Genomic DNA, 14227 nt, shown 5'->3' on the forward strand with positions numbered 1-14227 from the left:
GCGAACGTCGATAGGTTGTGGGCATGCACCTCAGCGCTCTGAATCGTCCCCTGCCCACCGGTCGCAAAATCGCTGCGGCGGTGATCTCGGGCTTCGTCGTAGCCGCGGTAACGCACCTGGTTTCCGTCCTGGTCTTCTTCGTATCCAACGGGGCAGCCAGCGCCAACATCGTCCCCATCAGCGACTACTTCGTTCCGAGCAGTCTCTTGCTGTTCGTGCTGTACTCGGTGGCCGCTTTCCTGGGCGCAAACCGGATGTGGCCGATCGCTCTCGGCGCCGGGCTGGTCAGTGGCATGGCCGCGGCGTTTCTCGGAACCCTGTACGCGGTAGCCGTGGCGGGGCCGCTGAGCGCCGAGGCCGTTGGTTTCGTCGCCGCCAGCCTCCTGGGTTCGAATCTGCTCTACTTCGTCGTGGCCGGGGTCGTCGCCGCGACAGCGGGCCGTTTCGCCTGGGCAGCGACTGTCTCGAGCCGTTCGCACCGCGTTGCGTTCATCCGGCAGCCAGCATCGAACCTCGCCGATGGCGAGATCACCCACATCGATCGCACTGAGCTGGATGAGACGCTCGCCGACACCCAGTGGGACAACTACGTCGAGGCTTTGGTCAACGCCGGCTTCGAGACCGTGGAACTGCCCGCGGCCGATGAGCACCCCGACTCGGTCTTCGTCGAAGATGCCGTGGTCGTGCTGGGCGGTACCGCCATCATCACGCGACCTGGCGCGGAGTCGCGCCGCGGCGAGACCGACGCCGTTCGCCCGGCCGCCAGGAAGGCCGGCTTGACCGTCCGCGAGATCGTCGAGCCTGGAACCCTCGACGGTGGCGACGTTCTGGTCGTGGACTCCACGATCTACGTCGGTCGCGGGGGACGAACCAACGCGGAGGGCATCCGCCAGTTCCGCGCCTTCGCTACGAAGCTCGGATACACCGTGGTCGCCGTTCCGGTCACCAAGGTGCTGCACCTCAAGAGCGCCGTGACGGCCCTCCCGGACGGCACCGTTGTCGGCTACCTCAAGCATGTGGACAAGCCGCAGCTGTTCCCCCGTTTCCTTGCCCTGCCGGAGCCCGGCGCCGCGGTGGTCGTACTCTCCGATGACACAGTCATGATGGCGACGTCCGTTCCGAAGTCGATCGCACTGATCGAAGACCTCGGCTACACCGTGGTCGCCGTCGATGTCAGCGAGTTTGAGAAGCTCGAAGGATGCGTCACCTGCCTTTCGGTGCGCCTCGGCTAATTCCGGATAAATCGATCATGAGTTGTGGTCGACTATTGCGTGGGCCCGAGTAGCGCGCGTATTCTGGAGGGCTGCCCAGGCCCGTCACCCCATCAGGGTGCGGCCCGGTCACTCCCCAGTTCACCATCACGGGTGCCCACGCGCCCATCCCCATAAGGGACGCTCATGCTCCAAACCTCGGCCCAGCCGGGACGCTCCAGACAGGTCAGTACCTTCGCCTCGATCCGGCGTCTGTACCCGTACATGAAACCGGCCATGCCCCGCATTTACCTGGGGATGGTTGCGGCGCTTGCCGCTGGAGTGGTGGCTCTGCTCATCCCGCAGGTGCTGCGGGGTCTTGTCGATGGCCCGCTGCAGTCGGGTGACGCGCTGCAGATCTGGCCGGCGTTCGCGATAGTGCTCGGCCTTGGGGTCGTCGAAGCACTCATGGTGTTCCTGAGGCGCATGTTCGTGCTGACCCCGGGCACGCACGTCGAGGCGCGCATGCGCAACGCCCTGTACGCCAAGCTGCAGGGCCTCCCGGTGGGTTTCCATGATCGTTGGCCGAGCGGGCAGTTGCTGTCTCGAGCCGTCAGCGACCTGAACCTCATCCGGCGCTGGATTTCGTTCGGTCTCGTGCTGCTCGTCGTCAATGTTCTCACCATCGTGGTGGGGTTCGTGTTCCTCATGAACATCTCGTGGGTGCTCGGCGTGCTGTTCATGGTGCTGTCGATTCCGCTGTGGATCTACGGCTACCTGTTCGAGAACAAATACTCCATGGTGGCCCGCCGCAGTCAGGATCAGGCCGGCGACCTCGCGACGACCGTCGAGGAGTCTGTGCACGGCATCCGCGTGCTGAAGGCCTTCGGGCGCGGCAAGCACGCGCTGAGCAACTTCGCCACCCAGGCAGAGGAGCTTCGAGGCACCGAGATCGAGAAGGCCAGGGCCATCGCCGGAATCTGGCTGTGGCTGCTGCTGGTTCCCGATGTCACGTTCGCCCTCTCCCTGCTGGGCGGGGTGTGGCTCGCGGTGAACGGTGAGATCAGCGTGGGCGACCTCGTCGCGTTCTTCGCCACCGCGACCGTGCTGCGCTTCCCCGTGGAATCGATCGGATTCCTGCTGTCGATGACCTTCGACGCCCGCACGGCAACCGACCGGTTCTTTGAGGTGATGGATGCGGAAAACAGCATCGTCGACCCGATCACCCCGCTGACGGTCACCGATCCCCGGGGGCGGCTCGTCTTCACCGACGTGCACTTTCGCTATCAGGATTCGCCGGAGCACGTGCCCGACCTCGTCAACGGGGTGGATCTGGCCATCGAGCCCGGCGAGACGATGGCCCTCGTCGGCCTGACCGGCTCGGGCAAGTCGACGATCACCGCGCTCACCACCCGCCTGTACGACGTGACCGGCGGTTCGATCAGCGTCGACGGCGTGGATGTGCGCGACCTCCGGCTCACAGAACTGCGGTCGTTGATGGCCATGGCGTTCGAAGACGCCACCCTCTTCTCGGCAAGCGTCCGCGACAACGTTCTGCTCGGCCGACCCGATGGCACCGATGCAGATCTCGCTGAGGCCATCGACATCGCGCAGGCGGCGTTCGTGCACGACCTTCCTCAGGGGCTCGACACCCTCGTCGGCGAGGAAGGCCTCAGCCTGTCCGGTGGACAGCGCCAGCGGCTCGCCCTCGCGCGTGCGGTCGCCGCGAGGCCATCCGTGCTCGTGCTCGACGATCCGTTGTCTGCCCTCGATGTCGACACGGAGGCGCTGGTCGAGGCAGCCCTCAGGAGGGTGCTGGCGTCGACGACCGCGCTCATCGTGGCGCACCGGCCATCCACCGTCATGCTCGCTGACCGGGTCGCGCTGCTGCAGGACGGCCGTGTCACGGCGGTCGGAACCCATTCCCATCTGCTGGAGTCGAGCGAACACTACCGTTTCGTCATCTCCAGTCTCGAAGACGAAGAGAAGCGCGAACGATCGGAGGTGGGCTCGTGAGCGTCACCGGAGTTGAGGGTGAAGAGCGCAGCGACTACACCAAGGCCGAAAGCCGGCAGATCAGGCAACGCTCGCTAAGGCTGCTCGGCTCGCTGGTGCGCCCGCTGAAGGCACGCGTCATCCTGACCATGGTGGTCGTCATCATCAGCACAGCGGCGCAGGTCGCCGGCCCCGCGCTGATCGCCTTCGGTATCGACCGAGGGCTACCCGCCCTGGTGGGTGGCGACTGGATGCCGCTGGCCCTCGTCGTGGTCGCCTACCTGGTCACCGGCGTGGTGGGGGCGACGCTGATCGCCTGGTACACGGTGCTCACCGCGCGCGTGAGCCAGGCCATCCTGTTCGACCTGCGCAAGCGGGTGTTCCTGCACACCCAAAAGCTGTCGCTCGAGTTTCACGAGAGCTACACCTCTGGGCGCATCATCGCGCGCCAGACCAGTGACCTCGACGCGATCAGGGAACTACTCGACTCTGGGATCAACCAGCTCGTGCAGGGCGCGCTGTACATGCTGTTCATCGCCATCGCGATGTTCTCGCTCGACTGGGTGAGCGGGCTCGTGCTCTTCGGGGCGCTCATCCCGCTCGGCTTCCTGACCAGATGGTTCCAGAAGCGCTCGCAGACCTACTTCCGCGAAACCAGGACGGCGTCGGCGAAACTGATCGTGCAATTCGTGGAGACGATGACGGGCATCCGCGCGGTCAAGGCGTTCCGCAAGGAGAAGCGCAACGAGACCGAGTTCGGCGGGCTGGTCGAGAGATACCGCGTGACCAACGCCCGCGTCATCCAGCTGTTCGGAATCTTCGACCCCGGCCTCGTGCTGATCGGCAACGTCGCGCTCGCGGTGATCCTGCTGGTCGGTGGGCTGAGGGTGGCCGGGGGAGGACTCGCCATCGGGGTGCTGCTCGCGGCGCTGCTCTACGCTCGCCAGTTCTTCGCGCCAGCCCAGGAGATGGCGATGTTCTACAACTCGTACCAGTCGGCCGCGGCCGCGCTCGAGAAGATCTCGGGGGTGCTCGAAGAGCGACCGAGTGTGCCAGACCCGACCAGGCCGATCGACCTGCGCAAGGCACAGGGGCGCGTGAGCTTCTCAGACGTCGAGTTCGCGTACAAGGCTGGCCGCGTCATCCTGCCGCAATTTGACCTCGAGCTGCCGGCGGGCCAGACCGTCGCGCTGGTGGGGTCGACGGGGGCAGGCAAGTCGACGCTCGCCAAGCTGATCTCGCGGTTCTACGACCCATCGCACGGCACCATCTCGCTGGACGGCGTCGACCTTCGCAAGCTTCACCCGAAAGACCTGCGCCGGGCCATCGTGATGGTGACCCAGGAGGCCTACCTGTTCTCGGGCACTGTCGCCGGCAACATCGCGCTCGGCAAGCCCGACGCGACCAGGGACGAGATCGTGCGCGCGGCGAAAGCCGTGGGAGCGCACGAATTCATCGAGTCGCTGCCGGGCGGCTACGACACCGACGTCAACAAGCGGGGTGGGCGAGTGTCTGCCGGGCAGCGGCAGTTGCTGTCGTTCGCGCGCGCCTTCATCGCCGATCCGGTGGTGCTGATTCTGGATGAGGCGACCGCCTCGCTCGACATTCCATCTGAGCGGCTGGTGCAGGAGGGCCTGCAGACCCTGCTCGCCGACCGCACCGCGATCATCATCGCGCACCGCCTGTCGACGGTGGCGATCGCCGACCGGGTGCTCGTGATGGAGCACGGGATCATCGTCGAAGACGGAACGCCTCGGGATCTCATCGCTGGAACAGGTCGATTTGCGCAACTGCACGCCGCGTGGCGGGACTCGCTGGTGTAGACCTGAGGCTATGACGACCATCACCCCGTACCTCTGGTTCGATAACGACGCCGAAGTCGCCATCGGCATGTATTCCTCCCTGTTCGATGACGCCAGGACGATCAGCCTGACCCGACATCCGGAGGGCATGCCTCTGGCGGGCACCCTCATGACCGCCGAGTTCGAGCTTGCTGGTCAACGGTTCATCGCGCTCAACGGCGGCCCGCACTTCTCCTTCACGGAGGCTGTCTCGTTTCTGGTCTCGGTGGAGAGCCAGGCCGAGGTCGATCGACTGTGGGACGCCCTCACCGCCGATGGCGGGTCGGAGTCACAGTGTGGCTGGCTGAAGGATCGGTTTGGGCTGTCGTGGCAGATTGTGCCCACAGCACTGCCGCGATACCTCAGCGACCCCGATCCGGAGAAGACCGCCAGAGTCCTGGCGGCGATGATGCAGATGCGCAAGATAGTGATCGCCGATCTGGATGCCGCCTACGCGGGCTGAGCCGTGCCCGCCCGGCGCGCCGCGCTACGGGGTGTGCCGCGCCTGGGACAGATTTACGCGGAAAACTCCGTCGCGCGACCACGTGAGCGGGGTGCCCTCCGCGCGGTAGTGCTCGAGTGCGCGCTGTTCGTGGTGGATGGCCGGATGACCGCTCGCGCGAACGACCCGCCACCACGAGGCATCCGACCCGTAATGCGACATGACCTGGCCGACGGCCCGTGCGGCGCGCGATCCGATCGCGGCGGCGACGTCGCCGTAGGTCATCACCGAGCCGGGTGGAATGCTCTCGACCACGTCGAGCGCCCTGCTGATGAAATCGTCTGGCGGCGTGGCCACTAGAGGCCGAGAACGCCGATGTTTTCGCCGTACTGGCTCTGGCCGGTGATGGTGAACCCGACAGCCAGGAAGAAGGCCTCGGGGCCGTCGTCGCCTGGCTCCCACAGGGCGGTCACCCGATCGAAGCCGCGGCTCTTGGCCTCTTCCGCGAGGGCTACCACCGCAAACCGGCCGACGCCTTTGCCCTGCTCGTCTCCGGAAACTGTGACGCGCCAGATGCAGCTGCGAAACTCTTCCTGCGTCGACTCTGGGTCGAAGTTGCCGCGGATGAAACCCACGACCTCGTCGTCCTCGTTGAGCACAACTCGTGGCCAGGATGTCACGGGACTGAGATACGCATCAGCGATCGCATAGGTCGGCGGAGTGACGAACTGCTCCTGCCCACGCCGCAACGTGAGGTTGTTCGCCGCGACGATGGTCTTGGCGGAAAGTTCTTCCAGTCTCAGCTCACCCATGCACACAGGCTAACGCCCGAGCGCTCCGAGTGCCAGAACAGGCAAAACGGAAGTATCTCGATATCAAGATACTTCGCTGAGCGAGTATGCTGTTCTCGGCCCAAAAACTAAGGAGTTCAGCTTGTCCAAGATCAAGGTAGAAGGCACCGTCGTCGAGTTGGATGGCGATGAGATGACCCGCATCATCTGGCAGAAGATCAAAGACACGCTCATCCACCCGTACCTCGATATCAATCTCGAGTACTACGACCTCGGCATCGAACACCGCGATGAGACCGACGACCAGGTCACTATCGATGCTGCACACGCGATCCAGAAGCACGGCGTCGGCGTCAAGTGCGCGACGATCACACCGGATGAGGCCCGCGTCGAAGAGTTCGGTCTCAAGAAGATGTGGCGCAGCCCGAACGGCACGATCCGCAACATCCTGGGCGGCGTCATCTTCCGCGAGCCCATCATCATTTCCAACATCCCGCGCCTGGTTCCCGGATGGAACAAGCCGATCATCATCGGTCGTCACGCCTTCGGTGACCAGTACCGCGCCACCGACTTCCTGTTCAAGGGCAAGGGAAAGCTGACCGTCGAGTTCACTCCAGAAGACGGCTCGGAGCCCATGAAGTTCGAGGTCTTCGACGCACCGGGCGACGGAATCGCCCAGGTTCAGTACAACCTCGACGACTCGATCGTCGACTTCGCCCGCGCGAGCCTGAACTACGGCCTGTCGCGTAACTACCCGGTGTACCTCTCGACGAAGAACACCATCCTGAAGGCCTACGACGGTCGCTTCAAGGACATCTTCGAAGAGATCTTCGTCACGGAGTTCAAGGAGAAGTTCGATGCAGCGGGCCTGACCTACGAGCACCGCCTCATCGACGACATGGTCGCATCGGCCATGAAGTGGGAGGGCGGCTACGTCTGGGCGTGCAAGAACTACGACGGCGACGTGCAGTCAGACACCGTGGCCCAGGGCTTCGGATCGCTCGGGCTCATGACCTCCGTGTTGTCAGTTCCGGATGGGTCGGTCGTTGAGGCCGAGGCCGCGCATGGAACGGTCACCCGCCACTACCGCCAGCACCAGGCCGGTAAGCCGACCTCCACGAACCCGATCGCCTCGATCTATGCGTGGACCCGTGGACTTGCCCACCGCGCCAAGCTCGACGACAACCCGGCGCTTGCAGAATTCGCACACACTCTCGAAGACGTCGTCATCAAGAGTGTCGAGGCCGGCCACATGACGAAAGACCTCGCTCTTCTCGTCGGACCCGACCAGAAGTGGGAAACCACCGAGGAGTTCCTCGACACGCTCGATAAGAACCTGGCGACACGTCTCGCCTAACCTCTCGCGGGAGGGCCCTCAGGCTTCGGCCTGGGGGCCTTTCGCTTTCTGCGGGTGAAAGGTCTCGCCGCGCTCCAGCATCTCGATGAAGGTGGCGATCTTCGATTGGCGAGTCGTTTCGCGCTTGACGTTCGCCAGGCGGAACAGCATCGCCCATCGGTTCTGCACGGTCAGGGTTCCGAACATCGTGGATGCGGCGGGGTTCGCGTCCAGTGCGGCCTGCAGGTCGGCCGGAACCACCGCGTCTTTCTGCCGATACGCGGCGTCCCACCGCCCGTCTGCCTTCGCGCGATCGATCTCGGCGAGCCCGGCTGGGCGCATCCTGCCCGCGGTGATGAGCCTCGCGACATGCCCCTGGTTGATCTGTGACCACGGGCTGCGCGTTCGCCGCGGTGAGAACGACACGAAGTAGTAGTCGGCGTCGATCGAGCCGGCCTGACCGTCGATCCATCCCTGGCAGAGGGCGACATCGAGAGCCTCGGCGTAGGTGATTCCCGGCAGGGTCGTGCCCTTTTTGCGCAGTCTCAGTCGCACACCGTTGTGGTCGAGTTCGTCGGCGAGCCACGCCTCCCACTGGGCGACGACGTCGAACTCCAGCAGTGGACGATCGGCGATGGCGGCCATGCGGCCATCGTAGAACCAGCGACCGACGCGAGGCCAGCGGCTAGTAGCCCGAGAAGGAGTCGGAGTGCACGCGACGCACTCCCTGCGACCGCAGCGCCGTGCGCAGGTCGGTCACGAGGCCGGGAGGTCCAGACACGTACACCCGTCGACGAGCCAGATCCGGGATGGCGTCGGCAAGGCGCTCGCCGGTTACGCGCCCACTTCCCCCGTACACCCACCCTGCGGGCAGCTCCGCGGGTGCCTCGGGCGAGTACAGCACGACCCGAGCGCCGGAACGTTCGAGTGTGTCGCGGTATGGCAGCTCCTCCGATGAGCTCGTGGCGTACGCGACCACGATGTCCCGCTGCTCTCCTTGGGCCGTTGCGTGGGCGAGCTGGCTTGCGAACGGGGTGATGCCGATGCCGCCGGCGACGAGTAGCAGTGGCTGCGAGGCATCCCGTGGCAGGGCGAAATCGCCGCTCACCCCCGTTCCATGCACGATGGTGCCCGGCTGCAGATCGAGCAGGGCCTGCTTGAAGCTCGAGCTTCTGGTTGGCACCGTGATCGCGAAGGTGATGGGGTTCTCATGGCCGGGCGCTGACGAAATACTGAAGTGGCGCCGGGTGCCCCTGAAGTCGGCCTTGCGGTGCGGGATCGTGAGTTCCATGTACTGGCCGGGGGTGTAGCGCACGGCGCGCGACGGCTGGAACGCGAGCTCGAAGGTGGCCGGCCCCACCTGCTTCTTGCCGAGATAGCGAAGCCGGATGCCACGCCGCTGGCCGAACGCGAACGCCACGAGGTTCGCTGCCAGCAGTGCCAGCAGGTACTTATTCGCAATGCCGGAGTTGAAGGGCACCGCGAAGACGAGTGCGGCGACGACGGCGATGGCGAGCTGCTGCCACAGGCGCGGCGGGAGGGTGAGCGGTTCGCTCAGCATGAATCCACCGAAGAAGAAGAGTGCAGACGACAGGAAGGCGAACCCGAGCGCAGACTCGAGTGTGCTGCCCCCGATGAGCGCGGCCGCGACGCTGACGGCGCCAGCGGTGACGGCGAAGGTTGCGCCCAGCGCGAGTCGCTGCGTTCGGTACAGCACGAGGAGCGCGCCGATGACGATCACGGGCTGCAGATATGGCGTGCCGATCCACCAGGCCGGGAAGGCGATGCCGACGACACCCACGACGAACGTGCCGACGGCGGCAGGGTTGAAGATGTGGCGACCGCGCACCGCGATGAGGTATTTCGAGGCCGTCGCGATGGCCCCGGTGATGGCAATGCCAGCCAGCGGCAGCGGATCGGTTGTCGGCTCCATGATCATGAAGATCAACAGCCCGGTAATGATGGATGACTCGACGTGCCACCGTCGCTTCACCACGAGCGCGCCCGCCCAGCCTGTCAGCATCGTGGCTCCCACTGCGACGACGAGCGAGGCAAGCAGGTCGAGCGGTGTCCGGGAGAGCTGCCCCACGAGCGACAGCGTGACGGCGACCACCGTGATGGCCGTCAGGCACAGCAGGACGAGCATGTACATCGGGATGCCGCCGGTGGCACGGTCTAACACTTTTCTCATACGAACAGCTCCCCGTCCCATTCTGGCGAGCACTCGACTCGGCCATCCGACAACATTCGAACCCAGGTGACATCGAACTCGCGGGTGATCCGGTCCGGTTCCGTGAAGAATAGCGCCGTGGCGATCCCGTCGGCGTGGAGCGCCAGCGGCGAGATGGCCCATGTGGCGATCACCTTGCGGGTGGGCAGCCCGGTGGTTGCGTCGATGACGTGGTGCATGTCGTCGCCCCACGCTCGCCGGTTGGTCGCAGAGGCGCAGATCGAGGAGCCCCGGATGTTGGCGACGCCGATGGCCTTCGTCGGGTCTTTCGGATGCTCCAGCGCCACCCGAATGGGCAGTGCGCCGCTGTGCCGGATGTCGCCACTGCCGTCAATGATGAACTCGGTGTGGCCGGCATCCGCCAGCAGCTCGCTGATGATGTCCACGAGGTATCCCTTGCCGGCGGCGCCCACGTCGATGAACGCCGGGCGCGCCGTTGTGAGGGTGTGACCGTCCCACGCGAATGCGTCGTCCCAGCTCGGGGTTGGCCCGGGCCTGCCCGTGGGTCGCAGCGTGTACGCGCGGTCGTAGCCGAGTCGCTCCATCGCCTCCCCGACGAGCGGCGACATGCGTCCGTCGGTGGCCGCGTACAGGCGTCGATAGAGATCGAACAGCGGCACCGCATCATCCGGAAATTCGAAGGTGCCGGATGTGCGCGAGATTCGCGTCACGAGCGAATCGGTGCGGAAGCGGGAGTACGTGCGGTCGAACACCTCGATGCGACCGTGGATGGCCGATTCCAGCTCGGGCCCGATTGGCTGTGCGGTGTCGATCTGCCACCCCGTGCCGATGGCCTCGAACAGCACGCTAGGAGGCAGCGTCGGCCTTGATCGCGTCGATTGCGGCGTTGAAACCGCCGCTCGTCAGGGACGACCCCGCGACCTTGCTGACCGCGAGGGAGTCGATGTCTTTGCCCACGACCTCGGCGGCGATCCCGCGGATGAATTCGCCCTGGTAGCGCTGGGAGTCGTGGCTCTCACCGTGACCGACCACCACCACGGCGGTGACGATGTCGTCAGCCAGCACGACTGTCACGTCCACGGTCTCTGTGCCGTTGGGCGACTGGTAGTTGCCGCTCTCGGTGTACGTGCCGTCGGTGTAGGCGATGTCGCCAGACGATGGGTCGATTTCTGCGGCGTTCGATCCATCGGTGGCACTACAGCCAGCCAGAGCGCCCGCGAGGGAGAGACCGGCGAACACAGCGACGGTGCCCCTGTGATGGTGAAGCGATGGCATGACGACTCCTGAGCGTTCCGGACTGCTGTCCCCCAGCATGTCTCATTGTCCGGGAGGTTTCCTGAGGAAATTCCCACCCAACAGCACCTCGGCGTCGAATACTGAACATGGGCACTCGGAACGATGTAGTGGTGGCAGTGGTGTCGGCAGTTCTTGCCGTTGGTTCGGCCGTGTTGCTGTTGGGCTGCTCGCCGTCGCTGCCCGATCCATCGGCAGAGCCTCGTGACCCTCAGGCCACACGGGTCGCGTTTTACGGCGATTCGTACACTCTGGGAACCGGGGCGTCCGACAAAGACCTGCGCTGGTCCACTGTTGTCTGCGATGAACGCGGCTGGAGCGAGTTCAACCCCAGCGTGAATGGCCTCGGCTTCATCAACAACAGATCCATTTTCGGCGAGGGCGATGAGCCGAGCCAGATCATCGCGGATGACCCCGACATCGTGTTCGTGACGATGGGGCTGAACGACAACTTCAGCTTCGACGCGAGGGCCGATGCGATCCGAGCCCAGATCACCGACGACCTGGCGAGGCTATCGGCGGCCCTGCCGGAGGCGCGGTTCGTCGTCGTCGAGCCCTTCTGGTACACAGACGCGCGTCCAGACTCGGTCGAGATCATCAATGGCTGGGTGATGGATGCCGCTGGAACCATCGGAGCCGACTACATCCCCGGCGCTTCGCACTGGATCGAGAACCATCCTGAATGGATGGCACGCGACGGTCTGCACCCGAATGACGCCGGTTACGCCGCTATTGCTGTGCGCATGAACGTCGAACTCGCCAAGCTCGGCCTCTAACCGAGGCTAAACTGGAATGGTGAGCAAACCCGTCGACGTCGCCCTCATCGGCGGGGGCATCATGAGTGCCACCCTCGGTGCCCTTCTCCAGCAGCTTGAGCCCGACTGGGAGATCCAGATCTTCGAGAGACTCGACGATCTTGCCCTCGAGAGCACCAACCCATGGAACAACGCAGGCACGGGCCACTCGGCGCTGTGTGAGCTCAACTACACGCCTGAGCGAGCGGACGGCTCGATCGAGATCGCCAGTGCCGTGAAGGTGAATGAGCAGTTCCAGGTGTCGCGCCAGTTCTGGTCTTTCCTGGTCGAAAATGGGGCGTTGCCCGAGCCGACCGCGTTCATCAACGCGACTCCTCACATGAGCTTCGTCTGGGGCGAGAAGAACGTCGAATACCTGCGAAAGCGGTTCGACGCTCTGAAGGACCACCCGCTCTTCGCCGGGATGGAATTCAGCGAGGATGCCAGAGTCATCCGCTCCTGGGCCCCCCTGATGATCCCCGGCCGTAGCAAGGCGCAGCCGATCGCGGCGACGCGAATCGCCTCCGGCACTGACGTCGATTTCGGAGCGCTCGCGCACCTCCTGACGAAGAATCTCGTCGCGGGTGGAGCGAAGCTCAACACCGAGGTGCTGGTCACCGGACTCAAGCGCACCCGCGACGGCCTCTGGCAGTTGAAGATGCGACGCGATATCGGCGGAACCCCCATCAAGCCGCTCGCGGCGCGCTTCGTGTTTGTCGGCGCCGGTGGGTACGCGCTCAACCTGCTGCAGAAATCTGGCATCAAGGAGATCAGGGGATTCGGCGGATTCCCGGTCAGCGGCGAATTCCTTCGCACAGACAACCCCGAGATCGTCGCCAGGCACATGGCCAAGGTCTACGGCAAGGCGGCGACCGGATCGCCCCCCATGTCTGTGCCGCACCTTGATCTGCGGGTCGTGGATGGCGCAGGCAGCCTGATGTTCGGCCCATACGCTGGCGCAAGCCCGAAGTTCCTGAAGACCGGTTCGATCTTCGACCTTTTCGCGTCGCTCCGTTGGCACAACGTGATTCCCATGGTCGCCGCGGGCGTTCAGAACCTCGGCCTCGTCAAATACCTGGTCAGCCAGCTCGCAGCATCGAAGTCCACTAAGTTCGCGGAGCTGCAGGAGTTTTATCCCAACGCAAAGCCTGAGGACTGGTACACGATCACCGCCGGCCAGCGCGTGCAGGTGATGAAGAAAGATAAGAAGAAGATCGGGGTGCTGCAGTTTGGTACCGAGGTGGTGGCGGCTTCGGACGGCAGCATCGCCGGCCTTCTCGGAGCGTCTCCCGGTGCATCCACTGCCGTTCCCATCATGCTGGGCCTTGTGGAGAAGTGCTTCCCAGCACGGATGGACGACTGGCGTCCGGAGCTTCAGCGCATGATCCCGACGTATGGTCAGACGCTCGCCGATCAGCCCGAGCTGGCACAGCAGACGATCGAACGTACGGCACGCACCCTGCTCATCAATCCTTGACCGTGTATCGGGTTGCGGTGACAAAATCTGGTGTCCCCCATCCTGTCCCCGTGCCGTGTACCCCGATTGTGGGCTGTTGGGCGATTGAGACCGTGTGCGATAGTGGGATTACGCACCGTTGTGGGGCACGGTGAACCGCATTCAGCCCGCGGATCCGTTGTCCTCCCGCGCTTACTCTGCACCAAGGAAACCCCGATGACAGTCACAGATCCTTTTCAACGCGACGTGGATGAGGCGCCTCCGCGAGTGCGTCTCGCCGTGCTCGATGACCACGAAGTGCTCCTCGACTCCCTGGCGAGCTGGATCGGCACCAACGCTCCAGACTTTGAACTCGTGTTGAGCGCGAGCACGTGGCAGCAACTCGTGCACAGCAGTAACTTTCCCACCGATCTCGTGTTTATCGACTTCCAGCTGAAAGAGGCTGTGTCCATCGAAGCGCGGGTTCGTACGTGCCGGGCCGCCGGAGCCAAGGTGATTGTGCTGTCGAGCCTCGATACCCCGGAGGCGAGCGAGCGAGCCCTGGCCGCAGGGGCCGTCGCCTTCCTGTCTAAGACTCTCCCGATGCGCGAGGTGATGGAAGCTGCGCGCGCAGCCATGGGCGTGGCGCCTGAACCGGACCAGCGTGATTGGCGTCCCCGGCCCACCGGTGCCACCACTCGTGTTCGTCCCAAGCTAAGTGCGGGGGAGGCGGAGGCCTTCACGCTCTACGCCTCGGGACTGAGTACCCCGGAGGTAGCCGAGCGGATGAACGTGCAGTATGAGACCGCAAAGACGTATCTTCGACGTGTGCGGGAAAAATATTCGAAGGTGGACCGCCCGGCCAGCAAGAAGGCCGAACTTATCAGGCGGGCAGCCGAAGACGGTTTCCTGCGCTAAT

At 64.6% G+C, this 14227-nt stretch carries 14 protein-coding genes; 8 read left to right on the forward strand and 6 right to left on the reverse strand.

From position 1 onward, the window contains the following. Positions 1-23: 23 nt before the first annotated feature. The 4 genes from ddaH to QMG83_RS03260 all read left to right on the forward strand — a co-directional run bounded on the left by ddaH (position 24) and on the right by QMG83_RS03260 (position 5489). Complete coding sequence (ddaH, locus tag QMG83_RS03245) at positions 24-1232, forward strand: dimethylargininase (RefSeq protein WP_283503914.1); 1209 nt, start codon at positions 24-26, stop codon at positions 1230-1232. A 165-nt stretch (positions 1233-1397) separates the two neighbouring features. Beyond that, positions 1398-3206 carry an ABC transporter ATP-binding protein gene (locus tag QMG83_RS03250; protein ID WP_283503915.1) on the forward strand — a complete coding sequence of 603 codons (1809 nt, stop codon included), beginning with the start codon at positions 1398-1400 and terminating at the stop codon, positions 3204-3206. Beyond that, positions 3203-5008 carry an ABC transporter ATP-binding protein gene (locus tag QMG83_RS03255; protein WP_283503916.1) on the forward strand — a complete coding sequence of 602 codons (1806 nt, stop codon included), beginning with the start codon at positions 3203-3205 and terminating at the stop codon, positions 5006-5008. Before QMG83_RS03250 ends, QMG83_RS03255 begins: the two co-directional genes overlap by 4 nt. A gap of 10 nt (positions 5009-5018) precedes the next feature. Further along, positions 5019-5489 (forward strand): VOC family protein, encoded by a 471-nt coding sequence (locus QMG83_RS03260; RefSeq protein WP_283503917.1) that lies wholly within the window; start codon positions 5019-5021, stop codon positions 5487-5489. Between the two features lie 24 nt (positions 5490-5513). Here QMG83_RS03260 and QMG83_RS03265 read toward each other — a convergent pair whose 3' ends face one another. Together QMG83_RS03265 and QMG83_RS03270 are read right to left on the reverse strand one after the other, a co-directional pair. Further along, the gene (locus tag QMG83_RS03265; RefSeq protein ID WP_283503918.1) at positions 5514-5825 is read right to left on the reverse strand and encodes an MGMT family protein; all 312 of its coding nucleotides are present in this window, start codon (positions 5823-5825) and stop codon (positions 5514-5516) included. After that, positions 5825-6280, reverse strand: a complete 456-nt coding sequence (locus QMG83_RS03270; protein WP_283503919.1) for a GNAT family N-acetyltransferase — start codon at positions 6278-6280, stop codon at positions 5825-5827. Before QMG83_RS03270 ends, QMG83_RS03265 begins: the two co-directional genes overlap by 1 nt. Positions 6281-6401: 121 nt before the next feature. Here QMG83_RS03270 and QMG83_RS03275 point away from each other — a divergent pair, with 121 nt between their 5' ends. Then, on the forward strand, positions 6402-7616 hold the full coding sequence (locus QMG83_RS03275; RefSeq protein WP_283503920.1) for an NADP-dependent isocitrate dehydrogenase: 1215 nt from the start codon (positions 6402-6404) through the stop codon (positions 7614-7616). A gap of 18 nt (positions 7617-7634) precedes the next feature. On the opposite strand, the gene QMG83_RS03280 is transcribed toward QMG83_RS03275, so the two are convergent. The 4 genes from QMG83_RS03280 to QMG83_RS03295 are packed head-to-tail and all read right to left on the reverse strand — an operon-like array spanning position 7635 to position 11061. Further along, complete coding sequence (locus QMG83_RS03280) at positions 7635-8240, reverse strand: YdeI/OmpD-associated family protein (RefSeq protein ID WP_283503921.1); 606 nt, start codon at positions 8238-8240, stop codon at positions 7635-7637. A 40-nt stretch (positions 8241-8280) separates the two neighbouring features. Continuing rightward, complete coding sequence (locus tag QMG83_RS03285; protein ID WP_283503922.1) at positions 8281-9786, reverse strand: FAD-dependent oxidoreductase; 1506 nt, start codon at positions 9784-9786, stop codon at positions 8281-8283. Continuing rightward, positions 9783-10631 (reverse strand): FAD:protein FMN transferase, encoded by an 849-nt coding sequence (locus QMG83_RS03290; protein ID WP_283503923.1) that lies wholly within the window; start codon positions 10629-10631, stop codon positions 9783-9785. The genes QMG83_RS03285 and QMG83_RS03290 overlap by 4 nt, the downstream gene beginning before the upstream one ends. A 1-nt stretch (position 10632) precedes the next feature. Continuing rightward, positions 10633-11061 carry an FMN-binding protein gene (locus QMG83_RS03295; RefSeq protein WP_283503924.1) on the reverse strand — a complete coding sequence of 143 codons (429 nt, stop codon included), beginning with the start codon at positions 11059-11061 and terminating at the stop codon, positions 10633-10635. 107 nt (positions 11062-11168) lie between these two features. Here QMG83_RS03295 and QMG83_RS03300 point away from each other — a divergent pair, with 107 nt between their 5' ends. The 3 genes from QMG83_RS03300 to QMG83_RS03310 all read left to right on the forward strand — a co-directional run bounded on the left by QMG83_RS03300 (position 11169) and on the right by QMG83_RS03310 (position 14226). Then, positions 11169-11855 carry an SGNH/GDSL hydrolase family protein gene (locus tag QMG83_RS03300; RefSeq protein WP_283503925.1) on the forward strand — a complete coding sequence of 229 codons (687 nt, stop codon included), beginning with the start codon at positions 11169-11171 and terminating at the stop codon, positions 11853-11855. Positions 11856-11871: 16 nt separating this feature from the next. After that, a complete protein-coding gene (locus tag QMG83_RS03305; RefSeq protein WP_283503926.1) occupies positions 11872-13350 on the forward strand; it encodes a malate:quinone oxidoreductase in 1479 nt (492 codons plus the stop codon). A 195-nt stretch (positions 13351-13545) separates the two neighbouring features. Continuing rightward, positions 13546-14226, forward strand: coding sequence for a response regulator transcription factor (locus QMG83_RS03310; RefSeq protein ID WP_283503927.1), 681 nt, complete (start codon positions 13546-13548; stop codon positions 14224-14226). The last annotated feature ends 1 nt before the right edge of the window (position 14227 follow it).

This window comes from Salinibacterium sp. G-O1 (genome assembly GCF_030063305.1).
Classification (GTDB): domain Bacteria; phylum Actinomycetota; class Actinomycetes; order Actinomycetales; family Microbacteriaceae; genus Rhodoglobus.

Excerpts from the sequence above, each read along its gene's own strand:
- ddaH (WP_283503914.1), top strand. The coding sequence starts at position 24 with ATGCACCTCAGCGCTCTGAATCGTCCCCTGCCCACCGGTCGCAAAATC.
- QMG83_RS03250 (WP_283503915.1), top strand. The coding sequence starts at position 1,398 with ATGCTCCAAACCTCGGCCCAGCCGGGACGCTCCAGACAGGTCAGTACC.
- QMG83_RS03260 (WP_283503917.1), top strand. The coding sequence starts at position 5,019 with ATGACGACCATCACCCCGTACCTCTGGTTCGATAACGACGCCGAAGTC.
- QMG83_RS03270 (WP_283503919.1), bottom strand. The coding sequence starts at position 6,280 with ATGGGTGAGCTGAGACTGGAAGAACTTTCCGCCAAGACCATCGTCGCG.
- QMG83_RS03280 (WP_283503921.1), bottom strand. The coding sequence starts at position 8,240 with ATGGCCGCCATCGCCGATCGTCCACTGCTGGAGTTCGACGTCGTCGCC.
- QMG83_RS03285 (WP_283503922.1), bottom strand. The coding sequence starts at position 9,786 with ATGAGAAAAGTGTTAGACCGTGCCACCGGCGGCATCCCGATGTACATG.
- QMG83_RS03295 (WP_283503924.1), bottom strand. The coding sequence starts at position 11,061 with ATGCCATCGCTTCACCATCACAGGGGCACCGTCGCTGTGTTCGCCGGT.
- QMG83_RS03300 (WP_283503925.1), top strand. The coding sequence starts at position 11,169 with ATGGGCACTCGGAACGATGTAGTGGTGGCAGTGGTGTCGGCAGTTCTT.
- QMG83_RS03305 (WP_283503926.1), top strand. The coding sequence starts at position 11,872 with ATGGTGAGCAAACCCGTCGACGTCGCCCTCATCGGCGGGGGCATCATG.
- QMG83_RS03310 (WP_283503927.1), top strand. The coding sequence starts at position 13,546 with ATGACAGTCACAGATCCTTTTCAACGCGACGTGGATGAGGCGCCTCCG.